Here is a 14,624-nt window from a genome sequence, read left to right as displayed (position 1 = left end):
TCCGAATCCGGTTGCGGCGCTATGACTCGTCTGATCACAGGGGAGGGCGAGCATGCTTCGAGGTCTTCGCATTGGAAGTTTCGCTATCGCGGCATGTCTGACAGTTGTGATGGCGATGCCGGCTCATGAGGCGGCAGCGCAGGACGCCATTGGCGGTGCCATCCTCGGCGGCGTCGGTGGAGCGATCGTGGGTGGCGCCATCGGCGGAGGCCGCGGCGCCGCCATCGGCGCCGTCGTCGGTGCCGGCACGGGCGCTGCGATCGCCTCAGAGGGCGAACGCCGCCGCTCCGGCTATTACGCCTATCAGCGCGGCTGCTATATGCAGCGCCGGGACGGGTCCTACGTCCCGGTCGATCCGCGCTATTGCTACTAGATCAGCCGCATCCCGCGCAAACTCGCATGTCCGCTCTTGCCGACGATGATGTGGTCGTGCACCGCAATCCCGAGCGGCTTTGCGATGTCGATGATCGCCTTGGTCATCTGGATGTCGGCCTGTGAAGGGGAGGGATCGCCTGAGGGGTGGTTGTGCACCAGGATCAGCGCGGTCGCGGACAATTCCAGCGCGCGCTTGATCACCTCGCGCGGATAGACCGGGGTGTGATCCACAGTGCCGGTCTGCTGCACCTCGTCGGCGATCAGCTGGTTGCGCTTGTCGAGGAACAGCAGGCGAAACTGCTCCTTGTCGGCGAACGCCATGCTGGTGCGGCAATAGTCGATCACCTCGTTCCAGGACGACAGCGCGTTGCGGCTGTTGACCCCGCCCTTGGCGACGCGATGCGCCGCGGCCGCGAGCAGCTTGAGCTGGTGGATCGCGGACTCGCCGATGCCGTCCACCTCGCGCAGGCGCGCCACCGGCGCATGCACGACCTCGGCAAACGAGCCAAAAATCTTGATCAGCGACTTCGCCAGCGGCTTGGTGTCACGCCGCGGCAGCGCCGGAAACAGCGCCATCTCCAGCAGCTCGTAATCGCTGAGCGCGTCCGCACCCGCGCTGTAGAAGCGCTCGCGCAGCCGTTCGCGATGGCCGAGATAGTGCGGCGCTTCTTCGGGCTTGCTCTTGTCGTGGTCGGGCTTGGCGGGCATCGGCCGCCAGCATCGCCGCGGGCAATCGTTTTTGCAACCGTCAATTGCGGCGGCAAATCCGGTTCACGCCAGCCGGCGACCCGAAGGGCCAGTCGCCCTCACCCGATCTGCTTCTCGCCGTGGCGCTCCGACAGCGTGAAAATCTCGACGCCTGTCGCGGTGACGCCGACGGAATGCTCAAACTGCGCCGACAGCGAGCGGTCGCGGGTCACGGCGGTCCAGCCGTCGGAGAGGATCTTCACATGCGGCTTGCCGAGATTGATCATCGGCTCGATGGTGAAGAACATGCCGGGCTTGAGCTGCACGCCTTCGCCGGGCCGGCCGATATGGATGATGTTCGGCTCGTCGTGGAACATGCGCCCGAGGCCATGGCCGCAGAAATCGCGCACCACGCTCATGGCCTGCGGCTCGACGAAACTCTGGATGGCGTGGCCGATGTCGCCGGTGGTGGCGCCGGGCTTCACCGCGGCGATGCCGCGCATCATCGCCTCATAGGTCACCTCAATCAGCCGCTCCGCCTTGCGCGCGATCGGGCCGACCGCATACATCCGGCTGGAATCGCCGTACCAGCCGTCGACGATGAAGGTGACGTCGATGTTGACGATGTCGCCCTCTTTCAGCGGACGGTCGCCGGGCATGCCGTGGCAGACCACGTGGTTGAGCGAGGTGCAGGTCGAATAGCGGTAGCCGCGATACATCAGCGTCGCCGGATAGGCGTTGTTGCTGAAGGCGAAGTCGCGGACGAATTGGTCGATGCGGTCGGTCGGAACGCCGGGCCCGACGATGTCGGTGAGCTCGTCGAGGCACTTCGCCACCAGCGCGCCCGCCTTGCGCATGCCGGCAAAGGCGCTTGGTCCATGCAGCTTGATCTGCCCGGTCTTGCGCAGCGAGGTATCGGTAGCTTCGACGTAGCTCATGCGGATGCGGTCTTCTCGGCACGGGGCCGGTATCGAGGTGGGCGCAAGGGTCTGATTTAAGGCCCTAATTTAATGATTGCGGGCCTGCATGCAAGCCGAGCTTGCCTGCCTTGCGCCTGAAAGCGGGCCTAATTCGGGACTTCCATGATGGTTTCCACCGGCAGGGCGCCACCGCGGACGCGGATTTCGCGGACGGGGTAGGGAACCCGGATGCCCTCGCGCTTGAAGGCGTCCCACAGCGCCAGCATTACGTCGCTCTTGACGCTGTCCATGCCGTCAGGGTCGGCGATCCAGAACGTCAGCGAGAACTTCATCCCGGCTTCCGCGAACTCGGTCAGGATGCAATTCGGCGGCTTGCCCTTCTGTGCGCGCGGATGAGCGGCCGCGGTCTCGGCGGCGAGCTTGCAGACCAGCCGCGGGTCGGCGTCGTAATTGGTGCCGAAGGCGATCTTCACCAGCGTGTTCTTGTCGGTGTAGGTCCAGTTGACGACCTTTTGCGTCACCAGATCCTCGTTCGGCACCAGGAATTCGCGGCCATCGCCAGCGGCGACGGAAATATAGCGCGTCTTCATCGCGCTGATCCGCCCGGTGTTGTCGCCGATGGTGACGAGATCGCCGGGCTTCACCGATTTGTCGGCGAGCAGGATGATCCCCGAGATGAAATTGGCGACGATCTTCTGCAGGCCGATACCGATGCCGACGCCGACCGCGCCGGAGAACACCGCGAGCGCCGAGAGATCGATGCCGACCGTGCCGAGCGCGATCACGATCGCGACCGCAAGCAGGCCGATGCGGATGATCTTGACCAGCAGCACCTGCACCGACGGCGTCAGATCGGTGGTCGAGTTGATCCGGCTCTCGGCGAAATTGCTGGCGATGTTGGTGAGCCAGAGCGCGATGAGCAGCAGCGCACCGGCTTTGATCACGAGCAGCGGCGTCAGCCGCAGACCGCCGAGCACGATGGCGAAGGAGTCGAGCAGGTCGACCGTCGCATCGAGCTGGCCGAGGATCGAGAGCGCCGCGACGAACCAGGCCGTGATCGACACCAGCTTGACGATGAAGGCGTTGCGCAGCACCGAGGTCAAGAGCCGGATCGCGAGCCAGGCCAGCCCCAGCTTGGCGGCGACCATCAGGAGATAGCTGCGGCTCGGCCAGGTCGCGTGGTACATCACCACGCGCGAGACGATCACGAGCAGGGTGAAAACCGCCGTGGAGGCGCTGGAGACCATCACCCGGGCGAAGTGCCGGAGCGGCAGCGGCCAGCGCATCGCCAGCGAGGTCATGTCGACGCGGCTGCGAACCGCGGCTTCCGCGGCATAGGCGATGCCGGCCGCGGCCAGAATGAGCCCGAATTGCAGGTAGAACCAGGGCGAGGAGATTTCGGCCCCGACGCTACGCGCGGTGGTCTGCACGAACTCCATGAAGTCTTTGAGGTCCATGTCTATCGGTCTCGTCGGGGAGCGGGCGGGAGGCATTGATTCGAGCGCGCCGGAGAATCCCACAAAGGGCGCGGCCGGACCACCGATACACCGCCAAGTGAAGTGCGTTAAGGCCGCAAAATGCGGGCAGATTGCCGCGAGCGGGAGAAAATGGGTTGGCGTGGGAGTCCGCCGACGATAAGGATGCTGAAGCGCATGTTTTCGAGACGGGCAAATCTGTTGGTCGCGGCACACTTCACCTCGCCCCGCTTGCGGGGAGAGGTCGAAATTCAAGCGCAGCTTGAATTTCGGGTGAGGGGGACTCTCCGCGAGTCCCACTGTCACCGCCCCCGCGGAGGCCCCCCCTCACCCCACCCTCTCCCCGCAAGCGGGGCGAGGGAGTGCCCGGCCGGTGGCCCCCTGACTGAAAATCGTCGATCTCCTGGAGTAACCGCAGCACCGCATGGCTTCCCTCGACACAGTCAGCCTCGCCATATTGCTCGGCGCCGTCCTGGTGTTGGCCGGGATCCTGTCAAGCCTGCTTGCGCTGCGCTTCGGCGCGCCGCTTCTGCTCGTCTTCCTCGCGATCGGCATGCTCGCGGGCGATTCCGGTCCCGGACAACTGCAGTTCGACGACGTCCGAACCACCTATCTGGTCGGCTCGGTCGCGCTCGCACTGATCCTGTTCGACGGCGGCCTGCGGACCCGCTTTGCCAGCATTCGCACCGTGCTCGCGCCTTCTATGGTGCTCGCGACCGTCGGCGTGCTGCTGACCGCGCTGATCACGGCGCCATTCGCGAAATATGCGCTCGATCTCAACTGGACGGAGTCGCTGCTGGTCGGCGCCGTGGTGGCCTCGACTGACGCGGCCGCAGTGTTCCTGCTGGTGCATACCCAGGGCCTGCGCCTGCGCCCGCGCGTCGGCGCGACGCTGGAGGTGGAATCCGGCACCAACGATCCCTTCGCGATCTTCCTGACCCTGATGCTGGTCGAATACATCTCGCTGGGAACGGGCACGGCCGCGCATGTGCTGATGGAGTTCGCCCAGGAGGCCGTGCTGGGCGCCGTCGTCGGGGTGATCGGCGGGCGGCTCGTGGTCATCGCGCTCAACAAGGTCGCGCTGCCGCAGGGCCTCCATGCGCCGTTTGTCACCACCGCCGCGCTCGTCATCTTCGGCGGCTCGCAGATCATGCACGCCTCAGGCTTCCTCGCGGTCTATCTCGCCGGCATCATCATCGGCAACCGCCCGACGCGCGCGCATAATTCGGTGGTGGCCTTTCTGGACGCCGCGACCTGGCTGGCGCAGATCGTGATGTTCGTGCTGCTTGGCCTGCTGGTCTCGCCGAGCCGGCTTGGCGGCAGCGTGCTGCCGGCGGTCGGGATTGCATTCGTCCTGATGCTGGTGGCGCGGCCGATCGCGGTGTTCGTGTGCCTGGCGCCGTTCCGCTTCAACTGGCGCGAAAAGATCTTCATCGCCTGGACCGGCCTGCGCGGCGCGGTCGCGATCTTCCTGGCCTCGATCCCGATGCTGGTCGGGCTGTCCAAGGCCTATCTCTATTTCGACGTCGCCTTCGTCGTCGTCATCATCTCGCTCCTGCTGCAGGGCTGGACCCTGGGGCCGGCCGCGCGCAAGCTGCATGTGGCGCTGCCGCGCGCCGAACGCGGCCCGCGCCGTGTCGAACTGGATCTGCCTGGGCAGCTCGAGCAGCAGCTCGTCGGCTATCCGGTGCGGTCCAAGAGCCTGTATTTTCGCCGCGGCCTGATCCCGTCCTGGTCGAAGCCGACGCTCGTGATCCGCAAGGAGAATATTTTGACGCCGGCGGAAGCCGAGCCGATCGCGCCCGGCGATTACATCTATCTGCTGGCGCCGCCGGAAAAGGCCGAATCGCTCGACCGCTTCTTCGTCGACATGCAGCCGAGCTCGGCGCCGGACCCGCATCTGCTGGGCGACTTCATGGTCTCCGGCGAGCACACGCTGGCCGAGCTCGCGGAGATCTACGGCGTGAAGGCCGGCGAAGACGAGAGCAAGCTCACTTTGGCCGACTATTTCGACGTCCATCTCGACCGCGCGCCGAAAGAGGGCGCGGAGCTCGTGCTGGATCCGATCGTGCTTGTGGCGCGCTCGATCTCCGGTGGCCGAGTCAACGTCGTCGGCCTGCGCCTGCCGGAAGACGAGGAAACGCCCGCGCCATTGACGCGCAGGCAGGTCCTGCGGCGCAAGCTCGCGGATTTGTGGATCTCGGTGGCCGGGGTTTAGCGGCGTTTCGCGCGTCGTGGCCGTGAGAATCGTTGAAGCGATATGCCTCCCCGATGTCGTCCTGGCGAAGGCCAGGACCCATAGCCACCGTCTGCTGTTTTGCGAATGCTGGTGGTGACGATCTGCCCCCACCACTCCTCCCTGGGTAATTGGTCCTGGCTTTTCGCCAGGACGAGGGTGGAGAGCGATGGCGACAGCGCGGGAACCGCCACCAAATCGCCGCAACCACCGAAGATTTGCGCGTCTTCGTGACCGCTGCTCCCGGAACGCTCCGTGATGCCGGTCGTTCTTAGCGGCGTAAACGCATCTGATCAGGAGTAATCCATGCGAAAGTTCATCTTGCCGGCGATCGTTGCGATCGGCCTCGGATCGGCCGCGCCTGCGATGGCCTATGACACCGGCGATCAGATCTCGATGCAGGTCGCACTCGACGTCGCCACCGACATCGGCGTCATGACCGTCTCGCACACCGAGTTCCTCGGCGACGAATGGCAGATCGAAGGCCGTGATCGCGCCGGCCGCTGGATGGAGGTCGACGTGGACGCCCGAACGGGCGAGGTGCGCAACGTCGATCGCGGCTGGTAGTTGCGGTTCTCGGTAGCGGTGTCGGCGAGGATCACTCGGCCGGCACCGCCACCATCCAATGCCGCGCGATCGCCGCTCGCGGCGCGATCCATTAACCCCGGGGAGTAGTTTTGCGAACACCGGCAGTTACGTTTTCTTCGCTGGTACGCACACCACCTGCCGCTGATAGATCACGCGGTATGGGTCCTGGCTTTCGCCAGGACGACGGCGAAGGGTGCGACCGCCAGTATGGCTACGTCAGCACCTTCACCCCGCCGAACGACGTCACGCGGCCCTGCTTCAGCATCACGATCTGCGTCGCGAGCTGGCGCAGCTCGGCGACGTCGTGGCTGACATAGACCATGGGGACGTTGGCCTCGTCGCGCAGCCGCACCAGATAGGGCAGGATCTCCAGCTTGCGGCCCTCGTCGAGCGCGCCGAGCGGTTCGTCGAGCAGCAGCAGGCGCGGCCGCGACAGCAGCGCGCGGCCGAGCGCGACGCGCTGGCGCTCACCGCCGGAGAGCTTTCCGGGGCGGCGACCCTGCAGCGCGCCGATGTCGAGCAGCTCGATGACGCGCTTTTGCTGCGCCGGATCGGGGGCGAGGCCGTTCATCCGCCTGCCATAGTCGAGATTTTGCGCGACGTTGAGATGCGGAAACAGCCGCGCATCCTGGAACACATAGCCGATGCGGCGGCGCCAGGTCGGGACATGAATGCCGGCCGCGCTGTCGTCAACGGTCTCGCCGTCGATCACGATGGTGCCGCGGTCGGGCCGCAGCAGCCCCGCGATCATGTTGACCAGCGAGGTCTTGCCGGCGCCCGACGCCCCGAACAGGCCGATGACACGGCCTTCGCTCGCGAAGGCGGCGGACAGCGAGAACTCGCCGAGCTGCTTTTCGATGTCGACGCGCAGCATGGTCAATTCCCGTGCAGGCGCGCGGTGGCGCGGCGGGCGAACCATTCGGCGGCGATCAGCGCACCGAGCGCCAGCACGATCGAGACGATCACGAGCCGTCCCGCGGCGGCGTCGCCGTCGGGGGTCTGGATCAGCGAATAGATCGCGGACGAAATCGTCTGGGTCTCGCCGGGAATGTTGGAGACGAAGGTGATGGTGGCGCCGAACTCGCCGATCGCTTTGGCAAAGCCAAGCACCATGCCGGCGAGCACGCCGGGCAGCGCCAGCGGCAGCGTCACCGTGAAGAACACTTTCCACGGCGCAGCGCCGAGCGTCTCGGCGGCCTGTTCGAGCCGACGGTCGATCGCCTCGATCGACAACCGCATCGGGCGCACCAGCAGCGGAAACGCCATCAGGCCGCAGGCAAGCGCAGCACCGGTCCAGCGGAAGGCGAAGACGATGCCGAGAGTATCGGCCAGAAAACCGCCGACAAGGCCGCGGCGGCCGAAGGTCAGCAGCAGCAGATAACCGGTGACGACAGGCGGCAGCACCAGCGGCAGATGCACCAGCGCATCGAGCACCGACTTGCCCCAGAAATCACGCCGCGCGAGCAGCCACGCCAGGGCAATGCCGAACGGCGTTGCCACCAGCGTCGCGATCACGGCAACCCTGAGCGAGAGCAGGATCGCGGTCCATTCGGCGGGAGAGATGTCGAGCATCAAATCGCAAAATCAAGTGGAGGGGCTGATCAGGAACTTGAAACCGTATTTTTCCAGAATGGTCTTGGCGGCGGTCGAGCGTAGGAAGGCGAGATAGTCGCTGGTCTCACCCTTTGCTGTCGTGGTTGCAGCGACGGGATAGATGATTACGGGATGCGAATCCGCCGGGAAGGTGCCGATGATCTCCACGCCGGGCTCGACCTTGGCATCGGTGGAATAGACGATGCCGAGATTGGCCTCGCCACGCGCGACCAGCGTCAGCGCAGCCCGCACGCTCTCGGCCATCGCGAATTTCGGCTCCGCCGCCTGCCAGGCGCCCAGGCTCGTCAGCGCCGCCTTGGCATATTTACCAACCGGCACGGATTTGACGTCGCCGGTCGCGATCCTGCCGTCGCCGGCGAGCTTTGCGAGGTCAAAACCCTGCGTGATGGCGACGTTGTCGAGCCTGGAATCCTTCGGCGCGATCAGCACGATGCTGTTGCCGAGCAGATTGACCCGGGTCGATTCATTGATGGTCTTCTTCGAGATCGCGTAATCCATCCAGTCGGTGTCGGCGGAGACGAACACATCGGCCGGCGCGCCCTGCTCGATCTGCCTGGCGAGCACGGAGCTTGCGGCATAGCTGACGCTGAACTTAACGCCGGTCCTGGCGGTGTAGGCGGCGTCGACCTCGTCGAGCGCGTTCTTCATCGAGGCTGCGGCGAACACGGTGATGGTCTTGTCCTCGGCTCCAGCAGGCGAAAGGGTCGCGGCCAGAACGAACAAGGCCGAAAAAAGCACGGAAAGGCGGGACATCGGAAGCGCTCCATGCGCGCGCTCAAGGCACGCAAGGCGGCGCGCGCAAGACGGCGTTGGTTGAATGAGGCTTGCGACCGGCGGAAGCGCTGTTCCGACAAGCCCGACGGACTTACGGTCCGGCAAGCGATCGCTGAGTCATCATAACAGGGTGGCGGAACAGGTCAAAGGCGACGGTTCGCATAGCGCCAACCAGGAATTCGTCATCCCGGCGGAGAGCTTCACGGCTTCGCATTGCCCGCGTGCAGCACGGCCTTGCACGCCGCCGGCATCTGCGCCAGCGTCATCGGCGGTTTCGGCTTCGGCGGCTCCGGCGGGGGTTTTGGGTGCAGCACGCCGTCGCTGAACCAATAGGCGAGATCGGAGGGCTTGCAGCCTTCGTCCTCGGATTGCGACGGCTGGCCCTCGCAGTCGCTCGCGCCCGCCGGGCAGTGCATGCGGATGTGGAAATGATAGTCGTGGCCCCACCACGGCCGGATCTTCGACAGCCAGGAACGGTCGCCCTTGGCCTCGCGGCACAGCGCCTTCTTGATCGCGGCATTGACGAAGATGCGCTGCACCGCCGGCTCCTGCGCCGCGTCGCGCAGCACCAGCACATGGCCCGGCGTGAACACCTTTGGATCGATATCGAGCCGGTCCGGGCGCACCATCATCACCGCCGACATGTCCTCGCGCTCCTCGCGCGAGAGCCGATGGTCCGGCATCGGCGTCAGCCAGATGTCGGCATCGAGGCCGATCTGGTGGCTGGCATGGCCGGACAGCGCCGGCCCGCCGCGCGGCTGGGCGATGTCGCCGACCAGGATGCCCGGCCATCCCGCGTCCTTGTGCGCTCGGGCCGCAAGCCGCTTGATCAGCGCGATCATCGCGGGGTGACCGTAGCTGCGATTGCGCGACAGCCGCATCACCTGCCAATTGTCGCCATTGAGCGGCATCTGCTCGGCGCCGCCGATGCAGCCTTTCACATAGGAGCCGATGACGTGCGCCGGTCCGGTCGACGGCAGCAGCTTTCGCGCGAACAGCTCCTTGGCGCCGATATTGGGATCGTTCGGATTGGCGAGCGGCGGCAGCGGCTTTGGGTTGACACTGCCCTTGTCCTGGGCCAGCGCGTCGCCGGCGGCCAGGAGCGTCATGACGAGCAGGAGAGGGGCGAGGCGGCGGGGACTCATGTTGACATCCTTATAGCCCAACACCGGGTCAGGGTTAAGAAACAGTCCCTCGGCTGAAATATCGTCTCGAAGTCGCAGTTCCAGTGCGTCGGCCGGCCGATTTTTAACGATGCAATAACCCTCTCATGCATTGACCAAAATTCGTGCGCGGGACGCGTACTCACCCCCTTCTGCATGCAAGCGCGCGCGATCCCGGAAATGATTCAAGGCAGCGCGGAATTTTGCGCCATCTCGTTCTCCGATGACGACGACGCGGCGCGCCTGGAGCGCCCATCGGCGCTGTCGCGCCTTGCAAACGAGCAATGCGGGCTGTTTTTTCGAGACCGCCAGACCGTGCGTCCCATCGCCATGCCACCCAAGATTACCTTTCTTTCAGACACTTGCCCCAAGAGTTGCGGTCGCTGGGTGCGACTGGGACGAGTGAAGTTGAGTTTGGGGTTTCGAAGACCAAAAAAGCGAAAGGGAAGCGTGCTTGGCAGGTCCGGCCTGCACCCGCGCAAGCCGCGCTTTGCGCGCGCCCCTCGTCCTCCGTCCGAACGCGACGAAGTTCTGCGCGGCCGTGCCGAGGCCGCGATCGCGGAAGCGCGCAAATCCCATGAGCGCCTGCGCCAGGCCATCGACATCCTGCCGCAAGGCATCGTGTTCCTCGATGCCGAGGGCCGCTATGTCCTCTGGAACAAGCAATACGCGGAGATTTACAGCAAGACCGCCGATCTGTTCGAGAAAGGCGCGCGCCTCGAGGACACGTTGCGCATCGGCGTCGCCCGCGGCGACTATCCCGAAGCCGCCGGCCACGAGGAAGAATGGATCGCCGAGCGGCTGCAAAAGCTCTATCAGCCCGGCTCACGCCACGAGCAGAAGCTGGCGGACGGCCGCGTCATTCTGATCGACGAGCGGCTGACCGACGACGGCGGCGTCGTCGGCCTGCGCGTCGACATCACCGAGTTGAAGCAGCGCGAGGCCTCGTTCCGCCTGCTGTTCGACGGCAATCCCGTCCCCATGATCGTCTGCGCGCTCGGCGACGAGCGCATCCTCGGCGTCAACGATGCAGCTGTCGCCCATTACGGCTACAGCCGCGCCGAGTTCGAGCTGCTGACGATCCGTTCCCTTCAGGCCTTCGACAGCAAGCCGCCCTGGACCGCCGATTCGGCCGGCGAGGAGCAGGCCGGCCGCACCTGGAAGCACGTCAAGGCCGACGGCGCCCTGATCGACCTTGCGATCTATTCCCGCGAACTGACCTATGCCGAGCGGCCCGCGGTGCTGCTCGCGCTGATGGACATCACCGAGCGCAAGCGCGCCGAGGCACGGCTCGCCTTCATGGCCCAGCATGACGGGCTGACCGGTCTGCCAAACCGCAACCTGCTGCGCCAGCAGGTCGACGAGATGCTGCTGCATACGAGGCGCAGCACCGACAAGGTCGCCCTGCTGATGCTGGGGCTCGACAATTTCAAGGCGGTCAACGACACGCTGGGTCACGCGGTCGGCGACAAGCTGCTGCGCGGCGTCGGCAAGCGGCTGCGTTCGACCTTGCGCGAGGAGGACGCGCTGGCGCGGCTGAACTCGGACGAGTTTGCAATCGTGCAGAGCGGCCTGACGCGTCCCGAGGATGCGGTGCTGCTGGCCAAGCGCCTGCTGGAAGCCATCGCCGATCCCTATCTGCTCGACGGCCATTCAGTGGTGATCAGCGCCTCCATCGGCATCGCGATGGCGCCGGGCGACGGCGACGATTCCGAAAAGCTGCTCAAGAGCGCCGACATGGCGCTGTCGCGCGCCAAGCTGGATGCGCGCGGCTCGTTCGCGTTCTTCGAGGCGGCGCTCGATGCGAAAGCGCAGACCCGCCGCAAGATCGAGGTCGAGCTGCGCGACGCCATCCAGAACGACGTGCTGCGGCCGTATTACCAGCCGCTGATCGACCTTCAGAGCGGCCGCATCACCGGCTTCGAGGCGCTGGTGCGCTGGCCGCATGCCGAGCGCGGCATGGTCCCCCCGGCCGAGTTCATTCCGGTCGCGGAAGAAACCGGGCTGATCAACCCGCTCGGCGGCCTGATGCTGCGCCGGGCCTGTCACGACGCCGCGACCTGGCCGGACGACGTCCGCGTCGCCGTCAACCTGTCGCCGCTCCAGTTCCGCAGCGGCAATCTGCTTTCGGTGGTAACGGATGCGCTGAAGCATTCCGGCCTGCCGCCGCGGCGGCTCGAGCTCGAGATCACGGAGACGCTGCTGCTGGAGAAAAGCGCCCAGGTGCTGGCGACGCTGCACGCGTTGCGCGCGCTCGGTGTGCGCGTCTCGATGGACGATTTCGGTACCGGCTATTCCAGCCTGAGCTATCTGCGCAGCTTCCCGTTCGACAAGATCAAGATCGACCAGTCCTTCGTGCGCGATCTCGGCGCCAATCGCGAGGCCCAGGCGATCATCCGCTCCATCGTCAGCCTCGGCAAGGGCCTCGGCGTCACCATCACCGCCGAAGGCGTCGAGACCGAAACCGAGCTGAGCTGCCTCCGCACTGAGGGCTGCGACGAAGGCCAGGGGTTTCTGTTCAGCAAGGCCCGGCCGAATGCCGAGATCATCAGCCTGCTCGCCGCGCAGCGCGGCATCGACGGCGTAGGCGAGGACGCCGCGCTGGTGGCCTAGGCTGCGGGATGCCGGCTTGCGTCTTGAGTTGGGCACAGTTGAAATTCAGTGGCCGACAAGCGTTACGGCCTCTTGCTCCTCGGCAGGAGCGGTTTCATGGGACCGCACGAATACGAAGCGGGATGCCACGGGGATCTGTGCGTCGGCGCTGCCATCCTGGCCGATGAGGATGAGTCCCGCGCCGCCATTGGCGACATTCAAGATGACGGGGGCACCCTGCCAGGTCCTGATTGGCTCCATTCCGATGATGAGAAACTCACCGATCGGCTGGTCGAAATATTGAAGCCTCAATTGTGGTCCGAGTTCTGCCGCCGCGAGGCCGAAGCCCAAGCGTTTGGCGCGCGCGTAGATGTCCGCCAGCAACGCCGCGTCGGTTCGAAAGCCCAGTTCGGCAGCCGACACCGTGAAAAGCTCTACGCTCGTCTTCGTGGCGCTAACGGTAAACGTCGGCCGCGCGAGAATTTCGCCAGCCGAGCTTCCGATGCCGCAACCTGCCGCATCCAAAGCGTTGCTGAGGGCGAAGAAGTTTGCAAACGTCCCGATCCGGATCGTCTTCCACGCGGGGAGATCGACGGCGGATTTGATTGGGACTTGCGGCCGATCAGACGGCGCCTGCTTGAGCTTCAGCTGATTCCGCAGGACGTCTCGCGCCGAGCATTGAGCCACGGCTTCGCTCGCAAACAGGAGAGTGCATGCGATGCAGAGGGTGGCAACAATGAGAATGCCACCATGGTGCCATCCCGGCGAACGCCCCTGAATGGCATGGCAACTGACTTTCCTGCCAGCTGTGCGGCCCATAACGGACCTCTCTTGCGCAAATCGGCGCGCTAAAAAGCAATTCAGAACTATCACGTCCAAATGGTCGGCGCGGTCACAGCGGAAAAGCTGTCGTTTTTGTAGCTATAGAAATTGGTCCGGGAAAATTGACAAAGGTTCAGCGGCGAAGACGCTGGATGCGAACTCAATATAGGTCAGCGTGCGTGCACTTTCGCAACTGGTCGACGTCAGCGGTCCCCTGAAAGGATCATCTTACCGACATCTTCGTAATGCGTGTCGCGCGCCTGGATCTGCTGCGCGATGGCGTGCATGTCGCGAAAGCGGCGCTCGAACGGATTGCTGCGGAATACGGCCGTGGCGCCCGCCATGTGGTAGGCGGTGTCGACCACCCTGGCCGACTGGTGAATGGTCCAGGTCGCGGCGAGGCGAACCGAGCTCCGATGCGCCGCGCTGAATTCGCCGGTCGCGCAGAGATCGCGCCACATCGCGCTTGCTGTCGCATAGAGATAGGCGCGCGCGGCCCGCAGGTCGCCCTCGGTGCGGCCGATCAGGCCCTGGACCGCCCCGTTGTCGCGCATGGCGCTGGCTGCCAGCGACTGATGCTTGCCGCGCGCCAGCGCGATGGCGGCATCCAGCGTGGCGCGCGCCACGCCGAGCGACACCGCGGCAAAGCCGAGGCTGAATGTCGAACCGGTGCCGATCCTGTAAAGTGGACCCTGCTCGCGCAGCGCGGACGGCACGTCACGAAACGCGGTGAAGCGCTCGGGGACGAACAGGTCGGCGACCTCGTAGGAATCGGTGCCGGTGCCCGCGAGCCCGATCGCCTGCCAGACGTCGTGCAGCACGGCGCTCGCGACCGGAAACAGGATGGTGCGCACCTCCGCCGAGCCGTCGGCATTTTTCCGCGGCGCGCCGTCGGCCCCGACGATGCGGACATGCGCCCCGAGCCAGCTCGCCTGCCGCGAGCCCGAGGCAAAATCCCAGCGCGCCGTGACGCGATAGCCGCCTTCAACCGCCCGCGCCTCATGCCCGATCGCGCCCCAGGCGAGGATGCCCGGCGACGTGTTGAAGATCTCCTGCGCGGTGTCGTGGTCGAGTGACGCCGCGATCATCGCGCAGACCGTGCATTGACCGAGGCACCATGCGGTGGAGGCATCCGCCTTCGCGATCTCCTCCAGCATCTGCATGAAGGCTTCCGGCGGCGCTTCAGTGCCGCCGAGGCTCTGCGGCAGCAGCGCGCGGTAGAGCCCGTTCTCGATCAGCGCGGAGACGACGGCCGGCGTCAGCCGCCGCGTCCGCTCGATCTCGTCGGCTTCGCTGGCAATGAGCGGCGCGATGGCGCGGGCACGTTCGACGAGATCAAGGCCTTGATCGAAGACTTGCGACCTGTTCATGCGCCACC

At 65.5% G+C, this 14,624-nt stretch carries 13 protein-coding genes; 4 read left to right on the top strand and 9 right to left on the bottom strand.

Annotation, left to right across the window (positions count from 1 at the left end):
* Positions 1–52: 52 nt before the first annotated feature.
* Positions 53–373, top strand: a complete 321-nt coding sequence (locus BRA1417_RS0102060) for a glycine zipper domain-containing protein (protein ID WP_007604950.1) — start codon at positions 53–55, stop codon at positions 371–373.
* Here the strand turns inward: BRA1417_RS0102060 and radC are convergent.
* From radC to BRA1417_RS0102045, 3 genes are all read right to left on the bottom strand, one after another.
* On the bottom strand, positions 370–1,083 hold the full coding sequence (radC, locus tag BRA1417_RS0102055) for a DNA repair protein RadC (RefSeq protein WP_027514382.1): 714 nt from the start codon (positions 1,081–1,083) through the stop codon (positions 370–372). The two genes, BRA1417_RS0102060 and radC, sit on opposite strands and share 4 nt — an antisense overlap.
* Before the next feature lie 98 nt (positions 1,084–1,181).
* Positions 1,182–2,000 (bottom strand): type I methionyl aminopeptidase, encoded by an 819-nt coding sequence (map, locus tag BRA1417_RS0102050; RefSeq protein ID WP_018460078.1) that lies wholly within the window; start codon positions 1,998–2,000, stop codon positions 1,182–1,184.
* Between the two features lie 128 nt (positions 2,001–2,128).
* Positions 2,129–3,445: a mechanosensitive ion channel family protein gene (locus tag BRA1417_RS0102045; RefSeq protein ID WP_027514381.1), complete on the bottom strand. Its 1,317-nt coding sequence runs from the start codon at positions 3,443–3,445 to the stop codon at positions 2,129–2,131.
* Positions 3,446–3,881: 436 nt separating this feature from the next.
* Between BRA1417_RS0102045 and BRA1417_RS0102040 the strand changes: the two genes are divergently transcribed.
* Both BRA1417_RS0102040 and BRA1417_RS0102035 read left to right on the top strand, forming a co-directional pair.
* On the top strand, positions 3,882–5,675 hold the full coding sequence (locus tag BRA1417_RS0102040; protein WP_027514380.1) for a potassium/proton antiporter: 1,794 nt from the start codon (positions 3,882–3,884) through the stop codon (positions 5,673–5,675).
* Between the two features lie 324 nt (positions 5,676–5,999).
* The gene (locus tag BRA1417_RS0102035; protein WP_027514379.1) at positions 6,000–6,260 is read left to right on the top strand and encodes a PepSY domain-containing protein; all 261 of its coding nucleotides are present in this window, start codon (positions 6,000–6,002) and stop codon (positions 6,258–6,260) included.
* 232 nt (positions 6,261–6,492) lie between these two features.
* Here the strand turns inward: BRA1417_RS0102035 and modC are convergent, their stop codons facing one another.
* The 4 genes from modC to mepA form a co-directional block, all read right to left on the bottom strand.
* Entirely contained in the window at positions 6,493–7,155 is a 663-nt protein-coding gene (modC, locus tag BRA1417_RS0102030; RefSeq protein WP_027514378.1) for a molybdenum ABC transporter ATP-binding protein, read from the bottom strand.
* A gap of 2 nt (positions 7,156–7,157) precedes the next feature.
* Complete coding sequence (gene modB / locus BRA1417_RS0102025; RefSeq protein ID WP_027514377.1) at positions 7,158–7,853, bottom strand: molybdate ABC transporter permease subunit; 696 nt, start codon at positions 7,851–7,853, stop codon at positions 7,158–7,160.
* 12 nt (positions 7,854–7,865) lie between these two features.
* A complete protein-coding gene (modA, locus tag BRA1417_RS0102020; RefSeq protein ID WP_027514376.1) occupies positions 7,866–8,648 on the bottom strand; it encodes a molybdate ABC transporter substrate-binding protein in 783 nt (260 codons plus the stop codon).
* Positions 8,649–8,869: 221 nt separating this feature from the next.
* Positions 8,870–9,814 carry a penicillin-insensitive murein endopeptidase gene (gene mepA / locus BRA1417_RS0102015; RefSeq protein ID WP_027514375.1) on the bottom strand — a complete coding sequence of 315 codons (945 nt, stop codon included), beginning with the start codon at positions 9,812–9,814 and terminating at the stop codon, positions 8,870–8,872.
* Positions 9,815–10,282: 468 nt separating this feature from the next.
* On the opposite strand from mepA, the gene BRA1417_RS0102010 reads away from it, so the two are divergent.
* The gene (locus BRA1417_RS0102010; protein WP_027514374.1) at positions 10,283–12,445 is read left to right on the top strand and encodes a bifunctional diguanylate cyclase/phosphodiesterase; all 2,163 of its coding nucleotides are present in this window, start codon (positions 10,283–10,285) and stop codon (positions 12,443–12,445) included.
* Positions 12,446–12,490: 45 nt separating this feature from the next.
* Here the strand turns inward: BRA1417_RS0102010 and BRA1417_RS0102005 are convergent, their stop codons facing one another.
* Together BRA1417_RS0102005 and BRA1417_RS0102000 are read right to left on the bottom strand one after the other, a co-directional pair.
* Positions 12,491–13,243 carry a hypothetical protein gene (locus tag BRA1417_RS0102005; protein WP_027514373.1) on the bottom strand — a complete coding sequence of 251 codons (753 nt, stop codon included), beginning with the start codon at positions 13,241–13,243 and terminating at the stop codon, positions 12,491–12,493.
* Positions 13,244–13,449: 206 nt separating this feature from the next.
* Positions 13,450–14,616 carry an acyl-CoA dehydrogenase family protein gene (locus tag BRA1417_RS0102000; RefSeq protein ID WP_027514372.1) on the bottom strand — a complete coding sequence of 389 codons (1,167 nt, stop codon included), beginning with the start codon at positions 14,614–14,616 and terminating at the stop codon, positions 13,450–13,452.
* Positions 14,617–14,624: the final 8 nt, after the last annotated feature.

Origin of the sequence: Bradyrhizobium sp. WSM1417, from assembly GCF_000515415.1 — a bacterium.
Classification (GTDB): Bacteria; Pseudomonadota; Alphaproteobacteria; order Rhizobiales; family Xanthobacteraceae; genus Bradyrhizobium.
The sequence above is the reverse complement of the archived record's forward strand: the minus strand, read 5'-3'. Positions and strand labels throughout refer to the sequence as shown.

Coding starts and splice junctions, on each gene's coding strand:
- BRA1417_RS0102060 (WP_007604950.1), top strand. CDS start 53: ATGCTTCGAGGTCTTCGCATTGGAAGTTTCGCTATCGCGGCATGTCTG.
- radC (WP_027514382.1), bottom strand. CDS start 1,083: ATGCCCGCCAAGCCCGACCACGACAAGAGCAAGCCCGAAGAAGCGCCG.
- map (WP_018460078.1), bottom strand. CDS start 2,000: ATGAGCTACGTCGAAGCTACCGATACCTCGCTGCGCAAGACCGGGCAG.
- BRA1417_RS0102040 (WP_027514380.1), top strand. CDS start 3,882: ATGGCTTCCCTCGACACAGTCAGCCTCGCCATATTGCTCGGCGCCGTC.
- BRA1417_RS0102035 (WP_027514379.1), top strand. CDS start 6,000: ATGCGAAAGTTCATCTTGCCGGCGATCGTTGCGATCGGCCTCGGATCG.
- modC (WP_027514378.1), bottom strand. CDS start 7,155: ATGCTGCGCGTCGACATCGAAAAGCAGCTCGGCGAGTTCTCGCTGTCC.
- modB (WP_027514377.1), bottom strand. CDS start 7,853: ATGCTCGACATCTCTCCCGCCGAATGGACCGCGATCCTGCTCTCGCTC.
- modA (WP_027514376.1), bottom strand. CDS start 8,648: ATGTCCCGCCTTTCCGTGCTTTTTTCGGCCTTGTTCGTTCTGGCCGCG.
- mepA (WP_027514375.1), bottom strand. CDS start 9,814: ATGAGTCCCCGCCGCCTCGCCCCTCTCCTGCTCGTCATGACGCTCCTG.
- BRA1417_RS0102005 (WP_027514373.1), bottom strand. CDS start 13,243: ATGGGCCGCACAGCTGGCAGGAAAGTCAGTTGCCATGCCATTCAGGGG.
- BRA1417_RS0102000 (WP_027514372.1), bottom strand. CDS start 14,616: ATGAACAGGTCGCAAGTCTTCGATCAAGGCCTTGATCTCGTCGAACGT.